This is a genomic window from Streptomyces sp. NPDC056373 (assembly GCF_042262425.1).
Classification (GTDB): domain Bacteria; phylum Actinomycetota; class Actinomycetes; order Streptomycetales; family Streptomycetaceae; genus Streptomyces.
In genome coordinates this window covers 58,199-75,978 of the sequence record NZ_JBHJPX010000016.1, presented here as the reverse complement: position 1 = coordinate 75,978, position 17,780 = coordinate 58,199, and the positions used below count along the sequence as shown (strand labels likewise).

Below are 17,780 nucleotides of genomic sequence, written 5' to 3'. Positions count from 1 at the left end.
TCGCCGACGGGTCGCCGACCCGCCTCGTCGGCACCCTTCCCGGGTCCTGTGCTGTGTGACATAGTACTGACGTGAGCGAGTCGCTGACCTGCGATGTCGTGGTGGTCGGAGCCGGAGTGGTCGGCGCCGCGGCCGCCCTGTACGCGGCCCGTGCCGGCCTGGACGCCGTCGTGGTGGACCGGGGCCCGGTGGCGGGCGGCACGACCGGAGCGGGGGAGGGGAACCTCCTCGTCTCCGACAAGGAGCCCGGACCCGAGCTCGGACTTGCCCTGCTGTCCGCGCGGTTGTGGGCCGACCTGGCCCGGGAGGGGCTGGGCGGGGCCGTCGAGTACGAGGCCAAGGGCGGTGTCGTCGTCGCCGGCACGGACCGGGCCCTGGCCGGACTGGAGAAACTCGCGGCCGAGCAGCGCGCCTCCGGGGTCGAGGCGGTCCCGGTGCCGCCCGACCGGCTCACCGACCTGGAGCCGTATCTGGCCCCCGGCCTGGCCGGCGGCGTGCACTACCCGCAGGACGCCCAGGTGATGCCCGCCCTCGCGGCGGCCCACCTGCTGCGCGCCGCCGCGGCCCGGGTGTTCACCGGCCGGGAGGTGACCGGAGTCCTGCGCGGCCCGGACGGTGCGGTGCGCGGTGTACGGACCGACCGCGGCGACCTCCACGCCCCCGCGGTCGTCAACGCGGCCGGTACCTGGGGCGGCGAGGTGGCTGCCCGCGCCGGTGTGTCCCTGCCCGTGCTGCCCCGGCGGGGGTTCGTCCTGGTCACCGAGCCGCTGCCGCACCGCATCCGGCACAAGGTGTACGCCGCCGACTACGTGGCCGACGTCGCCAGCGACTCGGCGGCGCTGCAGACCTCCCCCGTGGTCGAGGGCACCCCGGCCGGACCGGTCCTCATCGGCGCCAGCCGCGAACGGGTGGGCTTCGACCGCTCGTTGTCGCTCCCGGCGCTGCGCGCGCTGGCGGCCGGGGCGACCGGGCTCTTCCCTTTCCTGGCCGGAGTCCGGGCGATACGGACCTACGCCGGCTTCCGGCCGTATCTGCCGGACCATCTGCCCGCGATCGGCCCCGACCCGAGGGCGCCCGGCCTCTTCCACGCCTGCGGGCACGAGGGCGCGGGCATCGGGCTCGCCACCGGTACCGGGCATCTGATCGCCCAGGTGCTGACCGGGCGGAGGCCCGACCTGGATCTCGGCCCGTTCCGTCCCGACCGCTTCACCGAGGAGGCCGAGTGAACCCGCTGGAACCGGCGGGGGCCGGACCGGGCCCCGCCTTCACGGTCACGTTCGACGGGCGGCCGGTGCAGGCCCTGCCCGGCCAGACGGTCGCCGCCGTGCTGTGGGCGGCGGGTGTCACGTCCTGGCGTGCCACGCGCGGCGGGGGCCGCCCGCGCGGGGTGTTCTGCGGGATCGGCGTCTGCTTCGACTGCCTGGTGACGGTCAACGAACGCCCCAACCGACGCGCCTGCCTGGTGCCGGTGCGGCCGGGGGACACGATCAGCACGCAGGACGGAACGGGCCATGAGGAGGCCGGTCATGCGGACTGACCTCGCGGTGATCGGCGCCGGGCCGGCCGGGCTCGCTGCTGCCCTGGCAGCCTCGGCGCGCGGCGTACGCGTCGCGCTCGTCGACGCCGGGACGCAGCCCGGCGGGCAGTTCTACCGGCAGCCCGGCGCAGGGCTGGGTGCCGGGCCGCCCGAGGCTCCGCACCCCCGGTGGCGGACCTGGGAGCGCCTGCGGGACGGGCTCGCCGCCAGTGCCGTACGCGTCCTGACGGATCACCACGTGTGGTGTGTGGAGCGCACCCCGAACGGCTTCACCGTGCACGCCCTGCTCGGGCCGGACCAGGAGGAGCCCGCCGAGGTGCACGCCCGCGCCGTGCTCCTGGCCACCGGCGGCTACGAGCAGGTACTGCCCTTCCCGGGCTGGACCCTGCCGGGTGTCGTCACGGCCGGGGGAGCCCAGGCCATGCTCAAGGGCGCACGGGTGGTGCCAGGGCGGCGAGCCGTCGTGGCCGGGACCGGACCGCTGCTGCTGCCCGTGGCGACCGGGCTCGCCGCAGCCGGCGTCGAGGTCGCCGCACTCGCCGAGTCGGCAGCCCCCGGGCGCCTCGCCCGTCACGCCCCGGCCCTGGCCGGCAAGTTCCCCGAAGGTGCCGGACACGCCGCCCGCCTGCTGCGCCACCGCGTCCCGGTCCTCACCCGCCATACCGTCGTCCGCGCCCACGGAGACGAACGGCTGACCGGTGTCACGCTCGCCGCGCTCGACGCCGAGGGCCGTGTCCGCCCCGGCACGGAGCGGCACCTGCCCTGCGACACCCTCGCCACCGGCCACGGCATGCTCCCGCACACCGACCTCGCGGAGAGCCTCGGCTGCCGACTCGACGGGCTCGCCGTGGCCGTCGACCCCGAGCAGCGCACGGACGTGCCCGGTGTGTGGGCGGCCGGCGAGGCCACCGGCATCGGCGGTGCCGCCCTGGCCCTCGCCGAGGGGCACATCGCCGGCTGCTCCGCCGCCGCCCACCTGCTCGACGCCGCTCCCCGCCCGCCAGGCACCGCTCCCGGCCCGGCCCCAGCCGCCCTCAAGGCCCGTACGAAGCTCAGACGATCCGCCGCCGCCCTCGAATCCGCCTACGCACCCCCCGCGCACTGGCCCGAGCAGATCACCGACGACACCGTGATCTGCCGCTGTGAGGAGGTCACCGCCGGGTCCGTGCGCGAGGCCCTGGACCTCGGGGCGGGTGACGAACGCACCGTGAAGCTGCTCAGCCGGGCCGGGATGGGCTGGTGCCAGGGCCGGATGTGCGGCACCGCGATCGCCGCTCTCGCCGGCTGTGCGCCCACCCCGGCCAAACGCCCGTTCGCCCGTCCCGTGCCGCTCGGCGTCCTCGCCCGGCCACACCCCCAGGAGGGACCGTCATGACCGAACACCGCCCCTGGCGCGGCGTCCTCGTCGCCACCGCGCTTCCGCTGAACGACGACCTCTCGGTGAACCACGACCGGTACGCCGAGCACTGCGCCTGGCTCGTCGACAACGGCTGCGACGGAGTCGTACCGAACGGCTCCCTCGGCGAGTACCAGGTGCTCACACCCGAGGAGCGGGCCCGGGTCGTCGAGACGGCCGTCGCGGCGATCGGCGGGGAGCGCGTCATGCCCGGCGTGGCCGCCTACGGGTCCGCCGAGTCCCGCCGCTGGGCCGAGCAGGCGGGCGAGGCCGGCTGCCGCGCGGTGATGCTGCTGCCCCCGAACGCCTACCGCGCCGACGAGCGTGCCGTCCTCGCCCACTACGCCGAGGTCGCCCGGTCGGGCCTGCCGGTCGTCGCGTACAACAACCCGATCGACACCAAGGTCGACCTCGTGCCCGAGCTGCTCGCCCGGCTGCACGGCGAGGGGCACATCCAGGGCGTGAAGGAGTTCTCGGGCGATGTCCGCCGGGCCTACCGGATCGCCGAACTCGCCCCCGAACTCGACCTGTTGATCGGCGCGGACGACGTCCTGCTGGAGCTGGCCGTCGCCGGTGCCAAGGGCTGGGTGGCGGGCTACCCCAACGCGCTGCCCCGGTCCTCGGCCGAGCTGTACCGGGCCGCCGTCGGCGGCGACCTGGACACCGCCCTGCCCCTGTACCGGCAACTCCACCCGCTGCTGCGCTGGGACTCACGGGTGGAGTTCGTCCAGGCCATCAAGCTGTCCATGGACATCGTCGGCCGCCACGGCGGCCCCTGCCGCCCGCCCCGGGTACCGCTGCTGCCCGAACAGGAGGCCGCCGTGCGAGCCGCCACCGAGAAGGCCCTCGCGGCCGGATCGAGCTGAGGACCATGCGCAGCAGACTCGTCCTGCACGCCGTCGACTCGCACACCGAGGGCATGCCGACCCGCGTGATCACCGGCGGCATCGGCACCATCCCGGGTGCCACCATGAACGAGCGACGGCTGTGGTTCCGCGAACACCGCGACGAGATCAAGCAGTTGCTGATGAACGAGCCGCGCGGCCACTCCGCCATGAGCGGCGCGATCCTGCAGCCGCCGACCCGGCCCGACTGCGACTGGGGCGTCGTCTACATCGAGGTCTCCGGCTATCTGCCGATGTGCGGGCACGGCACCATCGGCGTGGCGACCGTACTGGTCGAGACCGGGATGGTCGAGGTCGTCGAGCCGGTCACCACCATCCGGCTCGACACCCCGGCGGGCCCCGTCGTCGCCGAGGTGGCGGTCGAGGACGGCGCGGCCCGGGCGGTGACCCTGCGCAACGTCCCCTCCTTCGCCGTAGGCCTCGACCGCGAGGCCACCCTCGCCGACGGCCGGACGGTGACGTACGACCTCGCGTTCGGCGGCAACTTCTACGCCATCCTGCCGCTGGAGCGGTTCGGTCTGCCCTTCGACCGGTCCCACAAGGACGAGATCCTCGCCGCGGGCCTGTCCCTCATGGCCGCCGTCAACGCCGAGGACCCGCCCGTCCACCCGGAGGACCCCTCCATCCGCGGCCTCCACCACGTCTACCTGGCCGCCTCCGGCTCGGACGCCCGCCACTCCCGGCACGCCATGGCCATCCATCCCGGCTGGTTCGACCGTTCGCCCTGCGGCACCGGCACCAGCGCCCGCATGGCCCAGCTGCACGCGCGCGGCGAACTCCCGCTGCACACCGAGTTCGTGAACGAGTCCTTCATCGGTACCCGCTTCAACGGCAGACTGCTCGGCACGACCGAGGTGGCCGGCCGCCCGGCCGTGCTGCCCAGCTTCACCGGCCGCGCCTGGATCACCGGCACCGCCCAGTACCTCCTCGACCCCGAGGACCCGTTCCCGGCGGGGTTCGTCCTGTAGGCGCCCCCGCAAGCACACCTGAGAGGAACCCCGACCGTCATGGCTCCGCAGCACATCCCCGCCCTGCCCGTGCTGGGCAGCAGGAAGCCCAGTCACCGGGAGCGGGTCGCTGACGCGCTGCGGGCCGCCCTGATCGCCGGTGAACTGCGGCCGGGCGAGGTCCACTCGGCACCCGCCCTGGCCGCCCGCTTCGGCGTCTCCGCCACGCCCGTGCGCGAGGCCATGCTCGACCTGGCCAAGGAGGGCCTGGTCGACACCGTGCCCAACAAGGGTTTCCGCGTCACCGCCGTCTCCGAGCGGCAGCTCGACGAGTACACCCACATCCGGGCGCTGATCGAGATCCCCACGACGGCGGAACTGGCCCGCAGGGCCGACCCGGTGGCCCTGGAGGCGCTGCGCCCGGTCGCCCGGGAGATCGTCACGTCCGCCGCGGCCGGTGACCTCATCGCCTACGTCGAAGCCGACCTGCGCTTCCACCTCGGCCTGCTGGCCCTCGCCGGCAACGGCCACCTCGTCGACGTCGTGCGGGACCTCAGACGCCGCTCCCGCCTCTACGGCCTGACGGCGCTGGCGGAACAGGGGCGACTGCAGGCGTCCGCCGAGGAGCACCTGGAGATCCTGGACGCGCTGCTCGCCCGCGACGAGGAGGCCGTACGCGCCGTGATGGCCCGGCACCTCGGACATGTCCGGGGCCTTTGGGCCGCGCCCTGAACAGGCAGGTCCGACAGGGCGGGCGCTTTCCCGGGTCCCGGACGAGCGGACGGGGCGGGCGCTTTCACAGATCCAGGACGAGGCGCTTCCCGCGGCAGCGGGAGACGCAGATCATCATGGTCTCGCCGGCCGCGCGCTCGTCCTCCGACAGCACCGAGTCCCGGTGGTCGGGCTCGCCGTCGAGGACGTCGGTCTCGCACGTCCCGCAGGTGCCCTCGGTGCAGGAGTACAGCACCTCGACCCCGGCGGCGCGCACGGCGTCCAGTACGGACACGTCCGGCGCGACGGTGAGTGTTCGGCCGCTCTGCGCGAGCTCCACCTCGAACGCCGTCTCGCCGCCGCTCTCCTGCTCCTTCGGCCGGAACCGCTCGACGCGCAGCACCCCGGACGGGCACCGGGCCTCGACCGCGTCCAGCAGCGGCCCGGGACCGCAGCAGTAGACGAGGGTGCCCTCGGGTACGTCGTCGAGCACGGACGGCAGGTCCAGCAGGCCCGACTCGTCCTCGGGCGCGATCGTCACGCGGTCACCGTAGCGGCCGAGTTCCTCCGCGAAGGCCATGGACCCGCGCGTGCGTCCGCCGTACAGCAGCGTCCAGTCGGCGCCCGCCGTCTCGGCCGCCGCCAGCATCGGCAGGATCGGTGTGATGCCGATGCCTCCCGCGACGAAGCGGTACCGGGGAGCGGGCTCCAGACGGAAGTTGTTCCGGGGCCCGCGCACCCGCACCTTCTCGCCCTCGCGCAACTGCTCGTGCACATGGGCCGAACCGCCCCGCCCGGGGCGCTCGCGCAGCACCGCGATCCGCCAGGCGGACCGGTCCGCGGGGTCGCCGCACAGCGAGTACTGCCGTTCCAGACCGGGCGCCGCCAGGACGTCGACGTGGGCGCCCGGCTCCCAGGCGGGCAGTGGCTCGCCCAGCGGCCGGCGCAGGGTGAGGGCGAGCACTCCATCGGCCGCGAACTCCCTGCGTTCGACGATGAGTTCGGACTCGTACAGGCTCATGAACCGTTTCCTCGTGATGCGTCGACAAGGTGCCCCCGCGGATGGGCGAGCATCCACTCCCACATCTCGACGGGGTCCTGCGCGGTGTGCTCACGGCCGCAGTGGCACGTGCCGTGCAGGGTGTCGGTGCCGGGCAGCCAGGCGATGCGGTAGACCTCGCCGGTGGGAGCGGTCACCGGACCTTCTCCACGGGCTTCTCGCCCTGCTCCACCAGCCGGGCGAGGATGCGGCGGGCGGCCAGGCCGCCGGTGTCGATGTTGATGCTCAGCTCCTGGTAGCCGGTGCGTTCGGTGCCGAGGGTCTTCTGCAGCAGGTTGAGCGCGGTGACGTCCTGCATCACCACCGTGTGGTTGTTGCCCCGGAGGAACTCGGTGACCTCGGCGTCGTCCGTCGCCCAGTCCCGGGAGACCGCCCAGAAGTCGTACACCGTGCCGTCGCCGGACGGCGTGATCGCGTAGGTGATCTCGGTGTGGAAGCCGTTCGGGTCGCTGCCGTCCGCCTCGGGCAGCACCCCGACCGGGGCGATACGGCTGTGCAGCAGATACAGGCAAGGGGCGTGGTACTCGATGTCCTGCCAGCGGGTGATGCGGCCCTCGATGCCGGTCGACCTGGCGTAGAACGGCGGGCACGCGGCGTCGTCCATGTGCCTGCTCACCCGGACGATCCCGGCGCCCTCGTCGACCTCGGTGGTGATCGGCGTCTCGGCGACCTCGGGGGTGCCGATGTAACCGCCGTGCAGATACGTCTCGTGGGACAGGTCGAGGAGGTTGTCGACGAGCAGCCCGTAGTCGCAGTCGATGGGCTCCATGCCGCGCACGGTGACCCAGCCGGGGGAGTCGAGGTGCCGGGCCCGGGGGATGGTCTGCGGGTCGGCGAGCGCCGGGTCGCCGATCCACACCCAGATCAGCGAGTCCTGCTCGACGACCGGGTACGAGGCGACCCGGGCCGTGCGCGGCACCCGCTTCTGCCCGGGCACGTACACGCAGGTACCGGTCGTGTCGTAGGTGAACCCGTGGTAGCCGCACACGATCCGGTCCCCGTCCAGCCGCGTCGGCGCCTCGGACAGCGGGTAACGGCGGTGCACACAGCGGTCGTGCAGGACGACCGGCGTACCCTCCTCCTCGGTCCGGTAGAGCACGAGCGTCTCACCGAGGATCGTCCGGCCGAGCAACTCCCGCCCCACCTCGTGACTGTAGGCGGCGACGTACCACTGGTTCCTGGCGAAGGCGGTCATGTGAGGCATGGGGTTCCCGTCCCTGTCGGCGGGGCGTCGTCGCCCCGCGTGCCGTGGTTGGGAACAGGTTCCTGAGGGGTGTGGTTGCCGCGCAAGGCGGCTTCCGCCAGACGGAAGGTCTCTGTGAAGAGCTGGTCAGGTCCTTGCTGTGTGTCTTGCGCAGCACTGGTTCACACGGTCGCATCCCCAGCAGCGTCGGTCGGGCACCGCGGACACGGGGGCGGAGTGCCCAAAACTCACGGGTCTTCCCGGCCCGCACGGGGGAGGGCTTCCGTGCGGGCCTGATCGACGGGGTCAGGAGCTTGTGACCGTGTGCGGTCCGGGTCAGCGCCGCAGGGTGAGCAGACCCGGCCGGTACGGCAGCTTCACGTAGTCGGTCCCATCCGATGAGGGAGACCTGCCCTGGTAGAGGAACTGAAGGTTGCAGGGGTCGACGGTCATGGTCTGGTCGGCGTTGGTGCGGACCAGGTCACCATGGCTGATGTCGTTGGTCCAGGTGGCACCGCTGTTGGCCTTGCCGGCGAAGGGGCTGCTCTCGCTGCCGGCCTGGACCGTCCAGGGGCCGTTCAGGCCGGAGGCGGTGAACGAGCGGAAGTAGCGGCCGTTCGCTCCCATCGCCTCAACGATCATGAGGTACTGGTTCTGCCCCTGGACCTTGTAGACCTCCGGCGCCTCGAACAGCCTTTCCTTCGTGTCGCTCATGACCGTGGTGTACGACGAGCCGAAGCTGCCCGGGAAGTTCCCGATCGGCATGGTCGACTTGTAGATCTTGCCGTTGTCGTCGGCGAAGAACAGGTACATGTTCTGGCCGTCGCCGATCATCGTCGGGTCGATCGGGCCGCTCTCGGGGAGGCTGCCGGTGAACAGCGGCTGCGGCGCGGACCAGCCGTTGGGGTCGGTGGGGTTGCTGGACGTGCGGTAGGTGAAGGGCCAGGCGGTACCCCACCCGTTCGAGGTCAGCACCCAGATGTTCTTGGGCGCGAAGTAGAACAGTTTGGGTGCCACCGCCAGGCCCGGGCTCATCCCGGTCTGGGTGGCCGTCGCCATGTCCGACCAGTTCGTGAAGGGACGGAACGCCATCGTGCCCCACGACGATCCGTCCGAAGTGGTCGCGTAGACCAGTTGCTTGCCGTTGTAGGGCACGGTGGTGAAGTCCTTCAGCGCGACCCAGCCGTTCGACGGCTGTGCCAACGGGCCGGTGGACGCCCACCGGTATGCCGACGGAAGAGCACACGTGCCGCCCGGCGGTGCGGACAGGCCGCTCCACTTCTGGTTGCTGCCGCCGGTGCAGTTCCAGAGCTGCACCGCCGTGCCGTTGGCCGTGGCACCGCCGCTGACGTCGAGGCACAGCCCCGACTCCACCGCGACGACCGTGCCGTCGGAATTCACCCTCCACTGCTGGTTCGTACCGCCGTTGCAGGCCCAGAGCACCACCCGGGTACCGGCGGTGGTGGCGTGGCCCGGTACATCGAGGCACTTGTTGCCGTACACCGTCAGCTGGTTGTCGTCCGTCAGCGTCCACCGCTGGTTGGTCCCGCCCGAGCAGTCCCAGATCTGCAGGTTCGTCCCGTCCGTCTGACTGGCGTTCGGCACATCGAGACACCGGCCTGAACCAGTGCCGCGCAAGGCGCCGCTGGTGGCCGCCTGGGCAGGGTTGGCGACAAGTGTCGCCGCCGAAGCGACCAGGGCCGCGAGCACCAGGGACAGCTGCCTGCGGTGGAAACCACGTCTGCGCATGGGGGAGCCTCATTCCTTGATTCAGTAAGCCGTTCCGGTCGGCCCGGCAGAGGCCGCCCGGACTGTCGACGCGCTATGACCCGACCTCGATGTCCGTGATGTCGCACGAGGGTCGAAGAGCCGTGCAAGCGGGAGGGAGGACAGCGACCGCGATCTGGTTTCCGGTGCGAGCCTCAGTTTCTGACGACGCGCCATCGATTGTCGGCGGTGCCGTTGTCCGAGTCCTGGACCGCGAACGCGCCGACTGCGGTGGAGTTGCCCGCGATGGCGAGCAGCTTGCCGCTGTGCGCGTTGCGGATCTTGCAGGTCCCGTCCCCCTGGTCGAGCAGCGTCCAGCGGTGGTCGGCGGTGCCGTTGTCCGACCACTGCAGGACGGTTGCGTTGTCTGCCGTGGACATGTCCTGGACGCCGAGCACCTTGCCGCTGTGAGCGTTGCGCAGGCGGAAGCCGTTTCCGTCGGGGATCATGTGCCAGTCGTGGTCGGCGGTGCCCGAGTCGTTCCACTGCAGCGCGCGGCCACCGTCCGCCGTGGACATGTCCTGGATGCCCAGCACGAGACCGCTGCCCACGTTGGCGAGCCGGACGGTGCCGGCACCGGCGGTGTTCCAGTAGACGGTGTAGTTGTGTCCGTGCGCGTCGTGGAACGGGCCCAGACCGACGGTGGAGCCGTTGGCGCGGGCGGTGAAGGCGAGCGCGGTGCCGCCGGTCCGTGTGATCGAGGACGTGTCCAGCGCCGGGAGGGAGGTGAGCGCGGAGTCGCCGTAGTCGCCGGACAGGACCACCGGGCCGTAGGTGATCGCGGCGACGTTTGGATCGTCGTCGGCCGCTCGCAGGACGATCCGCATGGGCAGGCGGACGGTGACGGTGTCGCCGGAGGCCCACGAGCGGGTCAGGGTGGCGTAGCTGCCGGGGGCGGTGGTGATGTTCTGCGCCACGCCGTTGACGCTGATGGTGGCCCCGGCGGTCCAGCCCGGGATGCGGATGCGCATGGCCCAGGTTCCGACGGCGTTGCCGGTCACCCGCAAGTCTGTGGTGTCGCTGACTGGGTAGGCCGTGGTCTGGGTGACCGTGATCCCGCGCTCCGACCAGTTGAGCACCGACGGCACGAACAGGTTGACGATCAGCGTGTCGTCACTGCGGTAGTAGATGGAGTCCATCAGCCTGGTGTGCATCTCCAGGCCCGTGCCCTGGCAGCACCAGAAGGTGCCGTAGTCGGTGCTCCACGTGCCGCCGCCCCACGCCGGGCCCACGCCGCGTCGGCCTCCCGGGTTCAGCGGGGTGAAGTAGGTGATGTGGCCGTGGTCGTCCGCCGGGTTCTGCTGGCCGATCATCTGGTTCAGCCAGGCCTGCTCGTAGTAGTCGAACAGGGCGGCCCGGTTCGGGTCCAGCTCGAACAGTTCGCGGGTGAGGGTGAGCATGTTGAAGGTGTTGCAGCTCTCGCAGGTGTCCTTGTTCAGGTAGCCGGCGATGGCGTTCGGGGCGCGGAAGTGCTCCGCCTGGCTGTTGCCGCCGATGGCATAGGTGTGGTTGTCGACGCAGAAGTTCCAGGCGTTGGTGGCGATGTCGCGGTACCGGGTGGTACCGGTGGCCTTGTACTCCCGGGCGGCCCCGATCCACTTGGGCACCTGGGTGTTGGCGTGCAGTCCGCTGAGCCTGTCCTGGTGGGACGCCAGGGGGTCGAACACAGCGGCGTGGTCGAACCGCTTGGCGACGGTGAGCCACCGCGTGTCGCCCGTCTGCTGGTGGAGATCGGTCAGCACGGCGTTCATGCCGCCGAACTCGGTCTGGAGCATGTCCTGCATCTGCCGGCCGCTCAGCCGGCCGGTGCGCAGGTCGACCCATCCCGCGAGGGCGAGCAGCACGTCGCGGGCCTGAGCGCTGCCGATGAGGCGCCACACGTCCAGCAGGCCGGCAAGGGTCTTGTGGATGGTGTAGTACGGCACGTTGCCGTTGCCCAGGGTCCGCTGCTCGAGGGCGGTGAAGTCGGACTCGGGGTAGCCGGAGAGATACCCCGCGCTGAAGCCGGCGGCGCTGTTGTTGGCCTGGCATGCGGCCAGCCCCGCGACCATGGTGACTGCCTTGTCCCGGCAGGTGGTGTCCCCGGTCACCGCGTAGAGCTGTGCCCATGCGGTGAGGAAGTGGCCTTGGACGTGAGTGCGGAAGGGGAACGCCGGGGCGTCCCAACCGCCGTTGGCAGCCGCACCGTTGGTGGACAGCCGGTGGTTGGCGCGGAAGTTGTACAGCAGCCGGTCGACATCGACGAACCGCAGGTAGTTCCGCGTACGGTTCTGGTTGTCCAGCCAGCGGCTCGCCGTGAGCCGGACCTGGTCGAGCGCGAAGGGGTGCGCCAGGACCCCGATGCCGGCCCGTGTGGAAGGGGCGGCCGCCTGGGCGGGAGATGCCGGTGACAAGGACCCGGCGGCAGAGGTGGCGGCGGTGGCCGCGGCCCCCTGAAGCAGGCGCCGTCTGCTGACGGAGGAAGTCATCTTGCACCTTTCGGTGGGGCGAAGGTGGCTGGTGATCGTCGGTGCGCTGCGGTTGTTCCTGTTCGCCGGGCGACGAGAACCGGGACGCACGGGGGCGTGGTCCGATCAGTCCTCTCCACTGATACATGGGATGGATTAACGGATACGAACGTTGCCGCTGTCCAGTCTCGCGACACGAAATGGCCGGGCGTGCTTGTGAATTCGCCTCCGGCCCGCCCCCTGACGTCAGATCAGACATGGGAGGTGCCGAGAAGGAGTGCGGGGAGCGCGAGAGCTGGTCGACGTTCGGCGGCGCGCTCTCGGGCAGCCACAAACATGCCATGTTTGAGCTAGGACATTAAACGAATAACGCTCAAAAGGTACGGAAATGTAAGTCGCGAGAACACTTTCATCCCTGCACGCCCGTTGACAGCAGTGCGTCACATGGTCGAACTTCATGCGTAACCGCGACGTTCCAGAACCACAGGCGGCGCATGTCCCCCTGGTCCCTTGTCCCCCACTTCAGGGATGTCCTCATGTCGAGCTCTCTCAACAGACGCCAGTTCCTGTCCGCCGCCACGGGTGTAGCGGCAGCAGCCATCGCCGGCGGCGGCCTCGGGGCCGGCGTCGCCCGGGCGGCACCGAGCACGTACACGCCCGACTGGGACTCGGTCGACCGGCACCCGGCGGCTCCGGAGTGGTTCCAGGACGCCAAGTTCGGGATCTACTTCCACTGGGGTGTCTTCAGCGTCCCGGCCTTCGGCAACGAGTGGTACCCGCGCACCATGTACCAGGCCGGCGACTCGGTCCGGCAGCACCACATCGCGACCTACGGCCAGCCCTCCGCGTGGCCGTACCACAACTTCATCGACGGAGCCCGGGACCTGGCGGGCAACTTCGTGAAGTTCGCGCCGAAACTGAAGTCGGCCGGAGGCAACTTCGACCCCGACGAGTGGGTGCAGTTGTTCGTCGACGCCGGCGCCAAGTTCGCCGGGCCGGTCGCCGAGCACCATGACGGCTTCTCCATGTGGGACAGCCAGGTGAACGAGTGGAACTCGGTGAACAAGGGTCCGGGGCTCGACCTGCTGAAGCTCTTCTCCACGGCCGTCCGCGCCAAGGGCCTCAAGCTGCTGGTGGCCATGCACCACGCCTACAACTTCACCGGTTTCTACGAGTTCGCCCCCGCCCAGACGGACCCCGGCCTCAAGAAACTTTACGGGCAACTGGGTTCGGCCGCCGAGAACCAGCTCTGGTTCGACAAGCTCAAGGAGGTTATCGACCGCGCTCGGCCCGACATCCTCTGGCAGGACTTCAATCTGGACGAGGTCGACGAGCGACAGCGCCTGAACTTCCTGGCGTACTACTACAACCAGGCCGACAGCTGGGGCCGTGAGGTCGTCGCCACCTACAAGGACGGCATGAACGGCAAGGGCGAGGTCTTCGACTACGAGCGCGGCGGCCCGGCCGACCTCACCACCCCGTACTGGCTGACCGACGACAGCATCTCCAGCAGCAGTTGGTGCTACACCCAGGGCATCGGCTACTACACGTTCCAGCAGATGCTGCACTCCTTCATCGACCGCGTCAGCAAGAACGGCAACATGCTGCTGAACATCGCACCGATGGCGGACGGCACCATCCCCCAGGCGCAAAAGGACATCCTGCTCGGTATCGGAGACCACCTGAAGCGATTCGGTGAGTCGTTGTACGCCACCCGCGCCTGGGCCGCCTACGGCGAGGGCCCGACGAAGATGGGCGGCGGGTCGTTCACCACCCCGCACGCCGGCACGGCGCAGGACATCCGCTTCACCCGCAACAAGGCCGGCACCGTCCTGTATGCCACCGTCCTGGGCTGGCCGGGCGGTTCGCTGACGATCAAGACCCTCGGTTCGGAGCGGATCAACCTCGCCTCGCTGTCCTCGGTGAAGCTCCTCGGCACCACCGCCGGCACGTACATCGACCTGCCCGCCCCCACCCAGAACTCCTCCGGCCTCACCCTCACCCTGCCTTCCACGGCGCCCTACAGTGCCGGCGCCTACGTGCTCAAGCTCACCTTCTCCGGCGCGATCCCCGGCCTTCGGCCGCTCACGGGCGCCATCGCCTTCTCCGACGTGGACTACACCGGCAGCGCGGGAGTGTTCGCCGTCGGCGACCACACCGCGGCCGACCTCGCCGCGGCCGGACTGGGCACGCGCACCCTGTCCTCCCTGCGACCGGCCGCCGGGTACCAGGTGATCGGCTACTCCGGGGACGACTTCACCGGCACGTCCTGGACCTTCAACGGCGAGAACCCCGATCTGCGGACCACCGGCAACAACGACCAGATCGCCTCCCTGAAGGTCCGGTTCGACCCTGCGGCCCGCTTCCGGATCACCAACGTCACCAACGGACTCGCCCTGGACGGCGGCGGCGACGTCGCCTCCGGCTCCAACCTCAAGCAGTGGACCTGGGACGGCAGTCCCAACCTGCAATGGCAGGCCGAAGCGGTCGCAGGCGGTTACTACAGGCTGGTCAACCGCACCAACGGCATGGTCGCCGACGGCTGGGGCGCCACCGACGACGGCTCCCCGGCCCGCCAGGCGCCCTGGAACGGCGGCAGCAACCAGCAGTGGACCATCACCCCCAGGGGCGGCGACCGCTACTCGATCCACAACCGCACCACCGGTCTGGTCCTCGACGGCGGCGGCAACGTCGCTTCCGGCTCCCTCACCAAGCAGTGGACCTACGGCAGCAGCACCAACCTTCTGTGGACCTTCACCGCGCTGTGATTCCCGCACACCGTGCCGCCGCGACGTACCTTCCGTCAGGCAGAAGCAGTTGTCGCGTCAAAGAGTGAAATCGCAACGGATTCCCCGATTTCTTCATCACGAAGAATGCGCCTAATCTGGGCATATGGGAACCATGACGGAGTTCTACGTAGTGAAGCACGGTGACAACCTCAACAAGATCGCGTCCATGTTCCATGTGACGCTGAACCAGATTCTCGAATGGAATCCCCAGATCGAGAATCCGGACCTCATCCACCCGGGTCAGCGGATCCGGGTGTCCGCACCGGACATGCACGGTGAATTCGAGCCGTTCCCGGGTGCCGACTTCTTCCAGTCCTCCGTGACGAGCCCGGTCATCGAGGCCATGGGATTCCGTCTCATCGAGGAGGAGTGCTCGGCGTACGCCGCCGGGCCCGACTCCCAGTGGAGCGAGGCGGACCGGAAGTCGTACGCGATGTGGCAGCGCAAGCTCGGATTCACAGGCCACGACGCCGACGGCACGCCGGGCCGGAAGTCCTGGGAGAGGCTTCACGTACCCGCCGTCTTCGAGTGATCGGGATCGCGTCGGGCCGGCCTCCGCGGACGGCCTGGCGCGCACGGGCCAGGGCCCGTATCGCGTACCTCGAAACGGAATTGCGACACGAGAGCACCAGGCGGGCCCGCGGAGACCGGACGGCGCTCATCGAGGGAATGCGGGGGCATCTCGAAAAAGCACGTGCGGCTGCGGACGAAGATTTCGGATGGCGGAAACCGTGGTCGGGATCCGCTGCCCGCGAGGGCGTGTGCTCGAATATCCGCAGCGCCGAGGTACTGCTCATTCAACTGGTCGCGGACGAGGAGGCCGCAGGTCGCGCCAGTGAGGTCATGGCGCTGGTCCAGGATCATCTTGACGCCGACGACCCGCGCCGGGCCCGTCTCGCCCTGCGGATCCGCCCCATCACCGGCGGCGACATCACCCCGGCCGACCGGGACCTCATGGCCCGCGCGCTCGACGCCGCGTACAGCACCCTGGACGACGAGTTGGCCCGGGTGCGCAGTCTGCGCAACATCCTCTGGGCCGCCACGGTCGTCGTGACCCTCGGCGTGATCAGCCTGGCGCTCTACGGATGGCTGTCGCCCGGTTCGCTGTCGTTGTGCTTCTCGCCCCAAGGCGGCTCCGGAGACACCGTCACCGTCGTCTGTCCCACCGCCGAACACCACAACGAGTCCGCCGACGTCGACCCGAGCAGGCTGGCCGGTGCGACGGACATCCTGACCGTCGAGATCGCCGGACTCGCCGGTGCCGCCCTCACCGTCATCGCCTCGCTGCGCCGTATCCGGGGCACCGACTCCCCCTACATGCTGCCCCTCGCGTCGGCGGTGCTGAAGCTGCCGACCGGCGCCCTGTCGGCCTTCCTCGGGCTGCTGCTGATCCGGGGCGCGTTCGTCCCCGGCCTGAGCGACCTCGACAGCAGGGCGCAGGTCCTCGCATGGGCCGCGGCCTTCGGTGCCGCACAGCACCTGGTGACCCGGCTCGTCGACGACCGCGCCCAGATGACGCTGTCGGAGGTCCGCCAGACCACCGATGCCGTGGTCGACCGGGAGAGGGCCGCCGTCCGGGAGGGACTGTCCGCATCCGTCGCCGGGTCGCCCAATGGGGCGGGGCCGCACGACGTACCGAACGCGGGGCCGCGCGGGAACGACGGAGACGCTGAGCCGACCCCCGACGGCGGACCCCCTCACCGCCGCAGCGGCGCGTGAGCCGTCTCCGGCAGGCGCAGGTACACCACCGACGACACCAGGCAGATCACCGCGACGTACCAGGGGAACAGCCCCGAGTGCCCCTGCTCCTTGAACAGCGTGCCCACGTACGGGGCGGTGCCGCCGAAGAGGGCCACCGTCAGGGAGTAGGGGAAACCGATGCCGGCCGCGCGCACCCGGGGCGGGAAGATCTCCGCGTTCACGGCCGCGCTGATCGAGGTGAACCCGGTCAGCAGCACCATGCCCGCGCACTGCACGAGCAGCAGCACGGCGAACGAGTCGCTCAGGGTGTGCAGCAGGGGCACCGCGAGCAGCGCGAAGCCCAGGCCGAAGAAGAGCAGCAGGGGGCGGCGGCCGAAGCGGTCCGACAGCAGGCCGCCGAGCGGCTGCAGCAGGGCGAAGAAGGCCAGTGAGATCGTGCCCGCGAGCAGCGCGTCCGCCTTCTCGACGCCGGCGTTGAGTTCGGCGTACGTCGGCAGGTACGACGTCCACGTGTAGTACGCGATGGTGCCGCCCGCCGTGATGCCGCCGATGAGCAGCGACTCGCGCGGATGCCGGCGCAGCGCCTCGAACAGTCCGGGGCGGGGGGCCTGCTGCTGCTCGGCGCTGCGGGTCTCCTGCGCGCCCTGCCGGATCCAGAAGCCGACCAGGCTCAGTACGGCCCCGAGCACGAACGGCACCCGCCAGCCCCAGCCGTTCATCTGCCCGTCGCTCAGCGTGTCCACGAGCAGCGTGGCGACGGCGGAGGCGACCAGCTGCCCCACCGTCGTCGACACGTACTGGAAGCTGGAGAACAGCCCGCGCCGGCCGGGCCCCGCCGACTCCACCAGGAACGTCGTGGAGGCCGCGAACTCGCCGCCCACGGAGAGCCCCTGCAGCAGCCGGGCGAGGACGAGGACGACCGGCGACAGGACGCCCACGGCCGCGTAGGTCGGGGTGAGCCCGACCAGGAGGCTGCTGCCGCCCATCAGCAGGATGGTGACCGTGAGGGCGGCGCGCCGCCCGTGCCGGTCCGCGACCGCGCCCATCAGCAGACCGCCCACCGGCCGCATGAAGAACCCCACCGCGAACACCGCGAACGTGGACAGCAGCGGCACCAGTGAGTTGTCCGCGCTCTTGGGGAAGACCTGCGCGGCTATGTAGGTGGCCAGAAACGTGTAGGCGTACCAGTCGTACCACTCCACAGCGTTGCCGACCGAGGCGGCGAGGAGCTGGCGAACGGGCCGTTTCGTCGGCGGGGAAACCGTCTGCGTCTCTGTCACGCCCCTCACCCTCCCCTGCCGAGGCCGCGGCACACCCTCCGTACCGGCGACTTTCAC

At 70.7% G+C, this 17,780-nt stretch carries 15 protein-coding genes; 9 read left to right on the top strand and 6 right to left on the bottom strand.

The features are described 5' to 3' along the window. Window positions 1-71: 71 nt before the first annotated feature. From ACFCXS_RS30360 to ACFCXS_RS30335, 6 genes are read left to right on the top strand one after another with little or no spacing between them, the layout of a single operon-like run. A complete protein-coding gene (locus ACFCXS_RS30360; RefSeq protein ID WP_376646555.1) occupies window positions 72-1,226 on the top strand; it encodes an NAD(P)/FAD-dependent oxidoreductase in 1,155 nt (384 codons plus the stop codon). After that, a complete protein-coding gene (locus ACFCXS_RS30355; protein ID WP_376646554.1) occupies window positions 1,223-1,537 on the top strand; it encodes a (2Fe-2S)-binding protein in 315 nt (104 codons plus the stop codon). The genes ACFCXS_RS30360 and ACFCXS_RS30355 overlap by 4 nt, the downstream gene beginning before the upstream one ends. Beyond that, window positions 1,527-2,912, top strand: a complete 1,386-nt coding sequence (locus ACFCXS_RS30350) for an FAD-dependent oxidoreductase (protein ID WP_376646553.1) — start codon at window positions 1,527-1,529, stop codon at window positions 2,910-2,912. Before ACFCXS_RS30355 ends, ACFCXS_RS30350 begins: the two co-directional genes overlap by 11 nt. Further along, a complete protein-coding gene (locus tag ACFCXS_RS30345) occupies window positions 2,909-3,799 on the top strand; it encodes a dihydrodipicolinate synthase family protein (RefSeq protein ID WP_376646552.1) in 891 nt (296 codons plus the stop codon). Before ACFCXS_RS30350 ends, ACFCXS_RS30345 begins: the two co-directional genes overlap by 4 nt. A gap of 5 nt (window positions 3,800-3,804) precedes the next feature. Continuing rightward, on the top strand, window positions 3,805-4,806 hold the full coding sequence (locus tag ACFCXS_RS30340; RefSeq protein ID WP_376646551.1) for a proline racemase family protein: 1,002 nt from the start codon (window positions 3,805-3,807) through the stop codon (window positions 4,804-4,806). Between the two features lie 39 nt (window positions 4,807-4,845). Next, a complete protein-coding gene (locus ACFCXS_RS30335) occupies window positions 4,846-5,517 on the top strand; it encodes a GntR family transcriptional regulator (RefSeq protein WP_376646550.1) in 672 nt (223 codons plus the stop codon). A gap of 64 nt (window positions 5,518-5,581) precedes the next feature. On the opposite strand, the gene ACFCXS_RS30330 is transcribed toward ACFCXS_RS30335, so the two are convergent. The 5 genes from ACFCXS_RS30330 to ACFCXS_RS30310 all read right to left on the bottom strand — a co-directional run bounded on the left by ACFCXS_RS30330 (window position 5,582) and on the right by ACFCXS_RS30310 (window position 11,974). After that, complete coding sequence (locus tag ACFCXS_RS30330) at window positions 5,582-6,517, bottom strand: PDR/VanB family oxidoreductase (RefSeq protein ID WP_376646549.1); 936 nt, start codon at window positions 6,515-6,517, stop codon at window positions 5,582-5,584. Continuing rightward, window positions 6,514-6,693: a hypothetical protein gene (locus ACFCXS_RS30325; RefSeq protein WP_376646548.1), complete on the bottom strand. Its 180-nt coding sequence runs from the start codon at window positions 6,691-6,693 to the stop codon at window positions 6,514-6,516. Before ACFCXS_RS30325 ends, ACFCXS_RS30330 begins: the two co-directional genes overlap by 4 nt. Continuing rightward, entirely contained in the window at window positions 6,690-7,760 is a 1,071-nt protein-coding gene (locus tag ACFCXS_RS30320; protein WP_376646547.1) for a Rieske 2Fe-2S domain-containing protein, read from the bottom strand. The genes ACFCXS_RS30325 and ACFCXS_RS30320 overlap by 4 nt, the downstream gene beginning before the upstream one ends. A 315-nt stretch (window positions 7,761-8,075) precedes the next feature. Continuing rightward, window positions 8,076-9,488, bottom strand: coding sequence for a non-reducing end alpha-L-arabinofuranosidase family hydrolase (locus tag ACFCXS_RS30315; RefSeq protein WP_376646546.1), 1,413 nt, complete (start codon window positions 9,486-9,488; stop codon window positions 8,076-8,078). A 173-nt stretch (window positions 9,489-9,661) separates the two neighbouring features. After that, complete coding sequence (locus tag ACFCXS_RS30310) at window positions 9,662-11,974, bottom strand: beta-L-arabinofuranosidase domain-containing protein (RefSeq protein ID WP_376646545.1); 2,313 nt, start codon at window positions 11,972-11,974, stop codon at window positions 9,662-9,664. A 515-nt stretch (window positions 11,975-12,489) separates the two neighbouring features. Between ACFCXS_RS30310 and ACFCXS_RS30305 the strand changes: the two genes are divergently transcribed. From ACFCXS_RS30305 to ACFCXS_RS30295, 3 genes are all read left to right on the top strand, one after another. Further along, window positions 12,490-14,721, top strand: a complete 2,232-nt coding sequence (locus ACFCXS_RS30305) for an alpha-L-fucosidase (RefSeq protein ID WP_376646544.1) — start codon at window positions 12,490-12,492, stop codon at window positions 14,719-14,721. 124 nt (window positions 14,722-14,845) lie between these two features. Beyond that, window positions 14,846-15,274, top strand: coding sequence for a peptidoglycan-binding protein (locus tag ACFCXS_RS30300; RefSeq protein ID WP_376646543.1), 429 nt, complete (start codon window positions 14,846-14,848; stop codon window positions 15,272-15,274). A 227-nt stretch (window positions 15,275-15,501) separates the two neighbouring features. Further along, the gene (locus ACFCXS_RS30295; RefSeq protein WP_376646542.1) at window positions 15,502-16,461 is read left to right on the top strand and encodes a hypothetical protein; all 960 of its coding nucleotides are present in this window, start codon (window positions 15,502-15,504) and stop codon (window positions 16,459-16,461) included. Here ACFCXS_RS30295 and ACFCXS_RS30290 read toward each other — a convergent pair. After that, complete coding sequence (locus ACFCXS_RS30290; protein ID WP_376646541.1) at window positions 16,440-17,723, bottom strand: MFS transporter; 1,284 nt, start codon at window positions 17,721-17,723, stop codon at window positions 16,440-16,442. The two genes, ACFCXS_RS30295 and ACFCXS_RS30290, sit on opposite strands and share 22 nt — an antisense overlap. Window positions 17,724-17,780 lie beyond the last annotated feature (57 nt).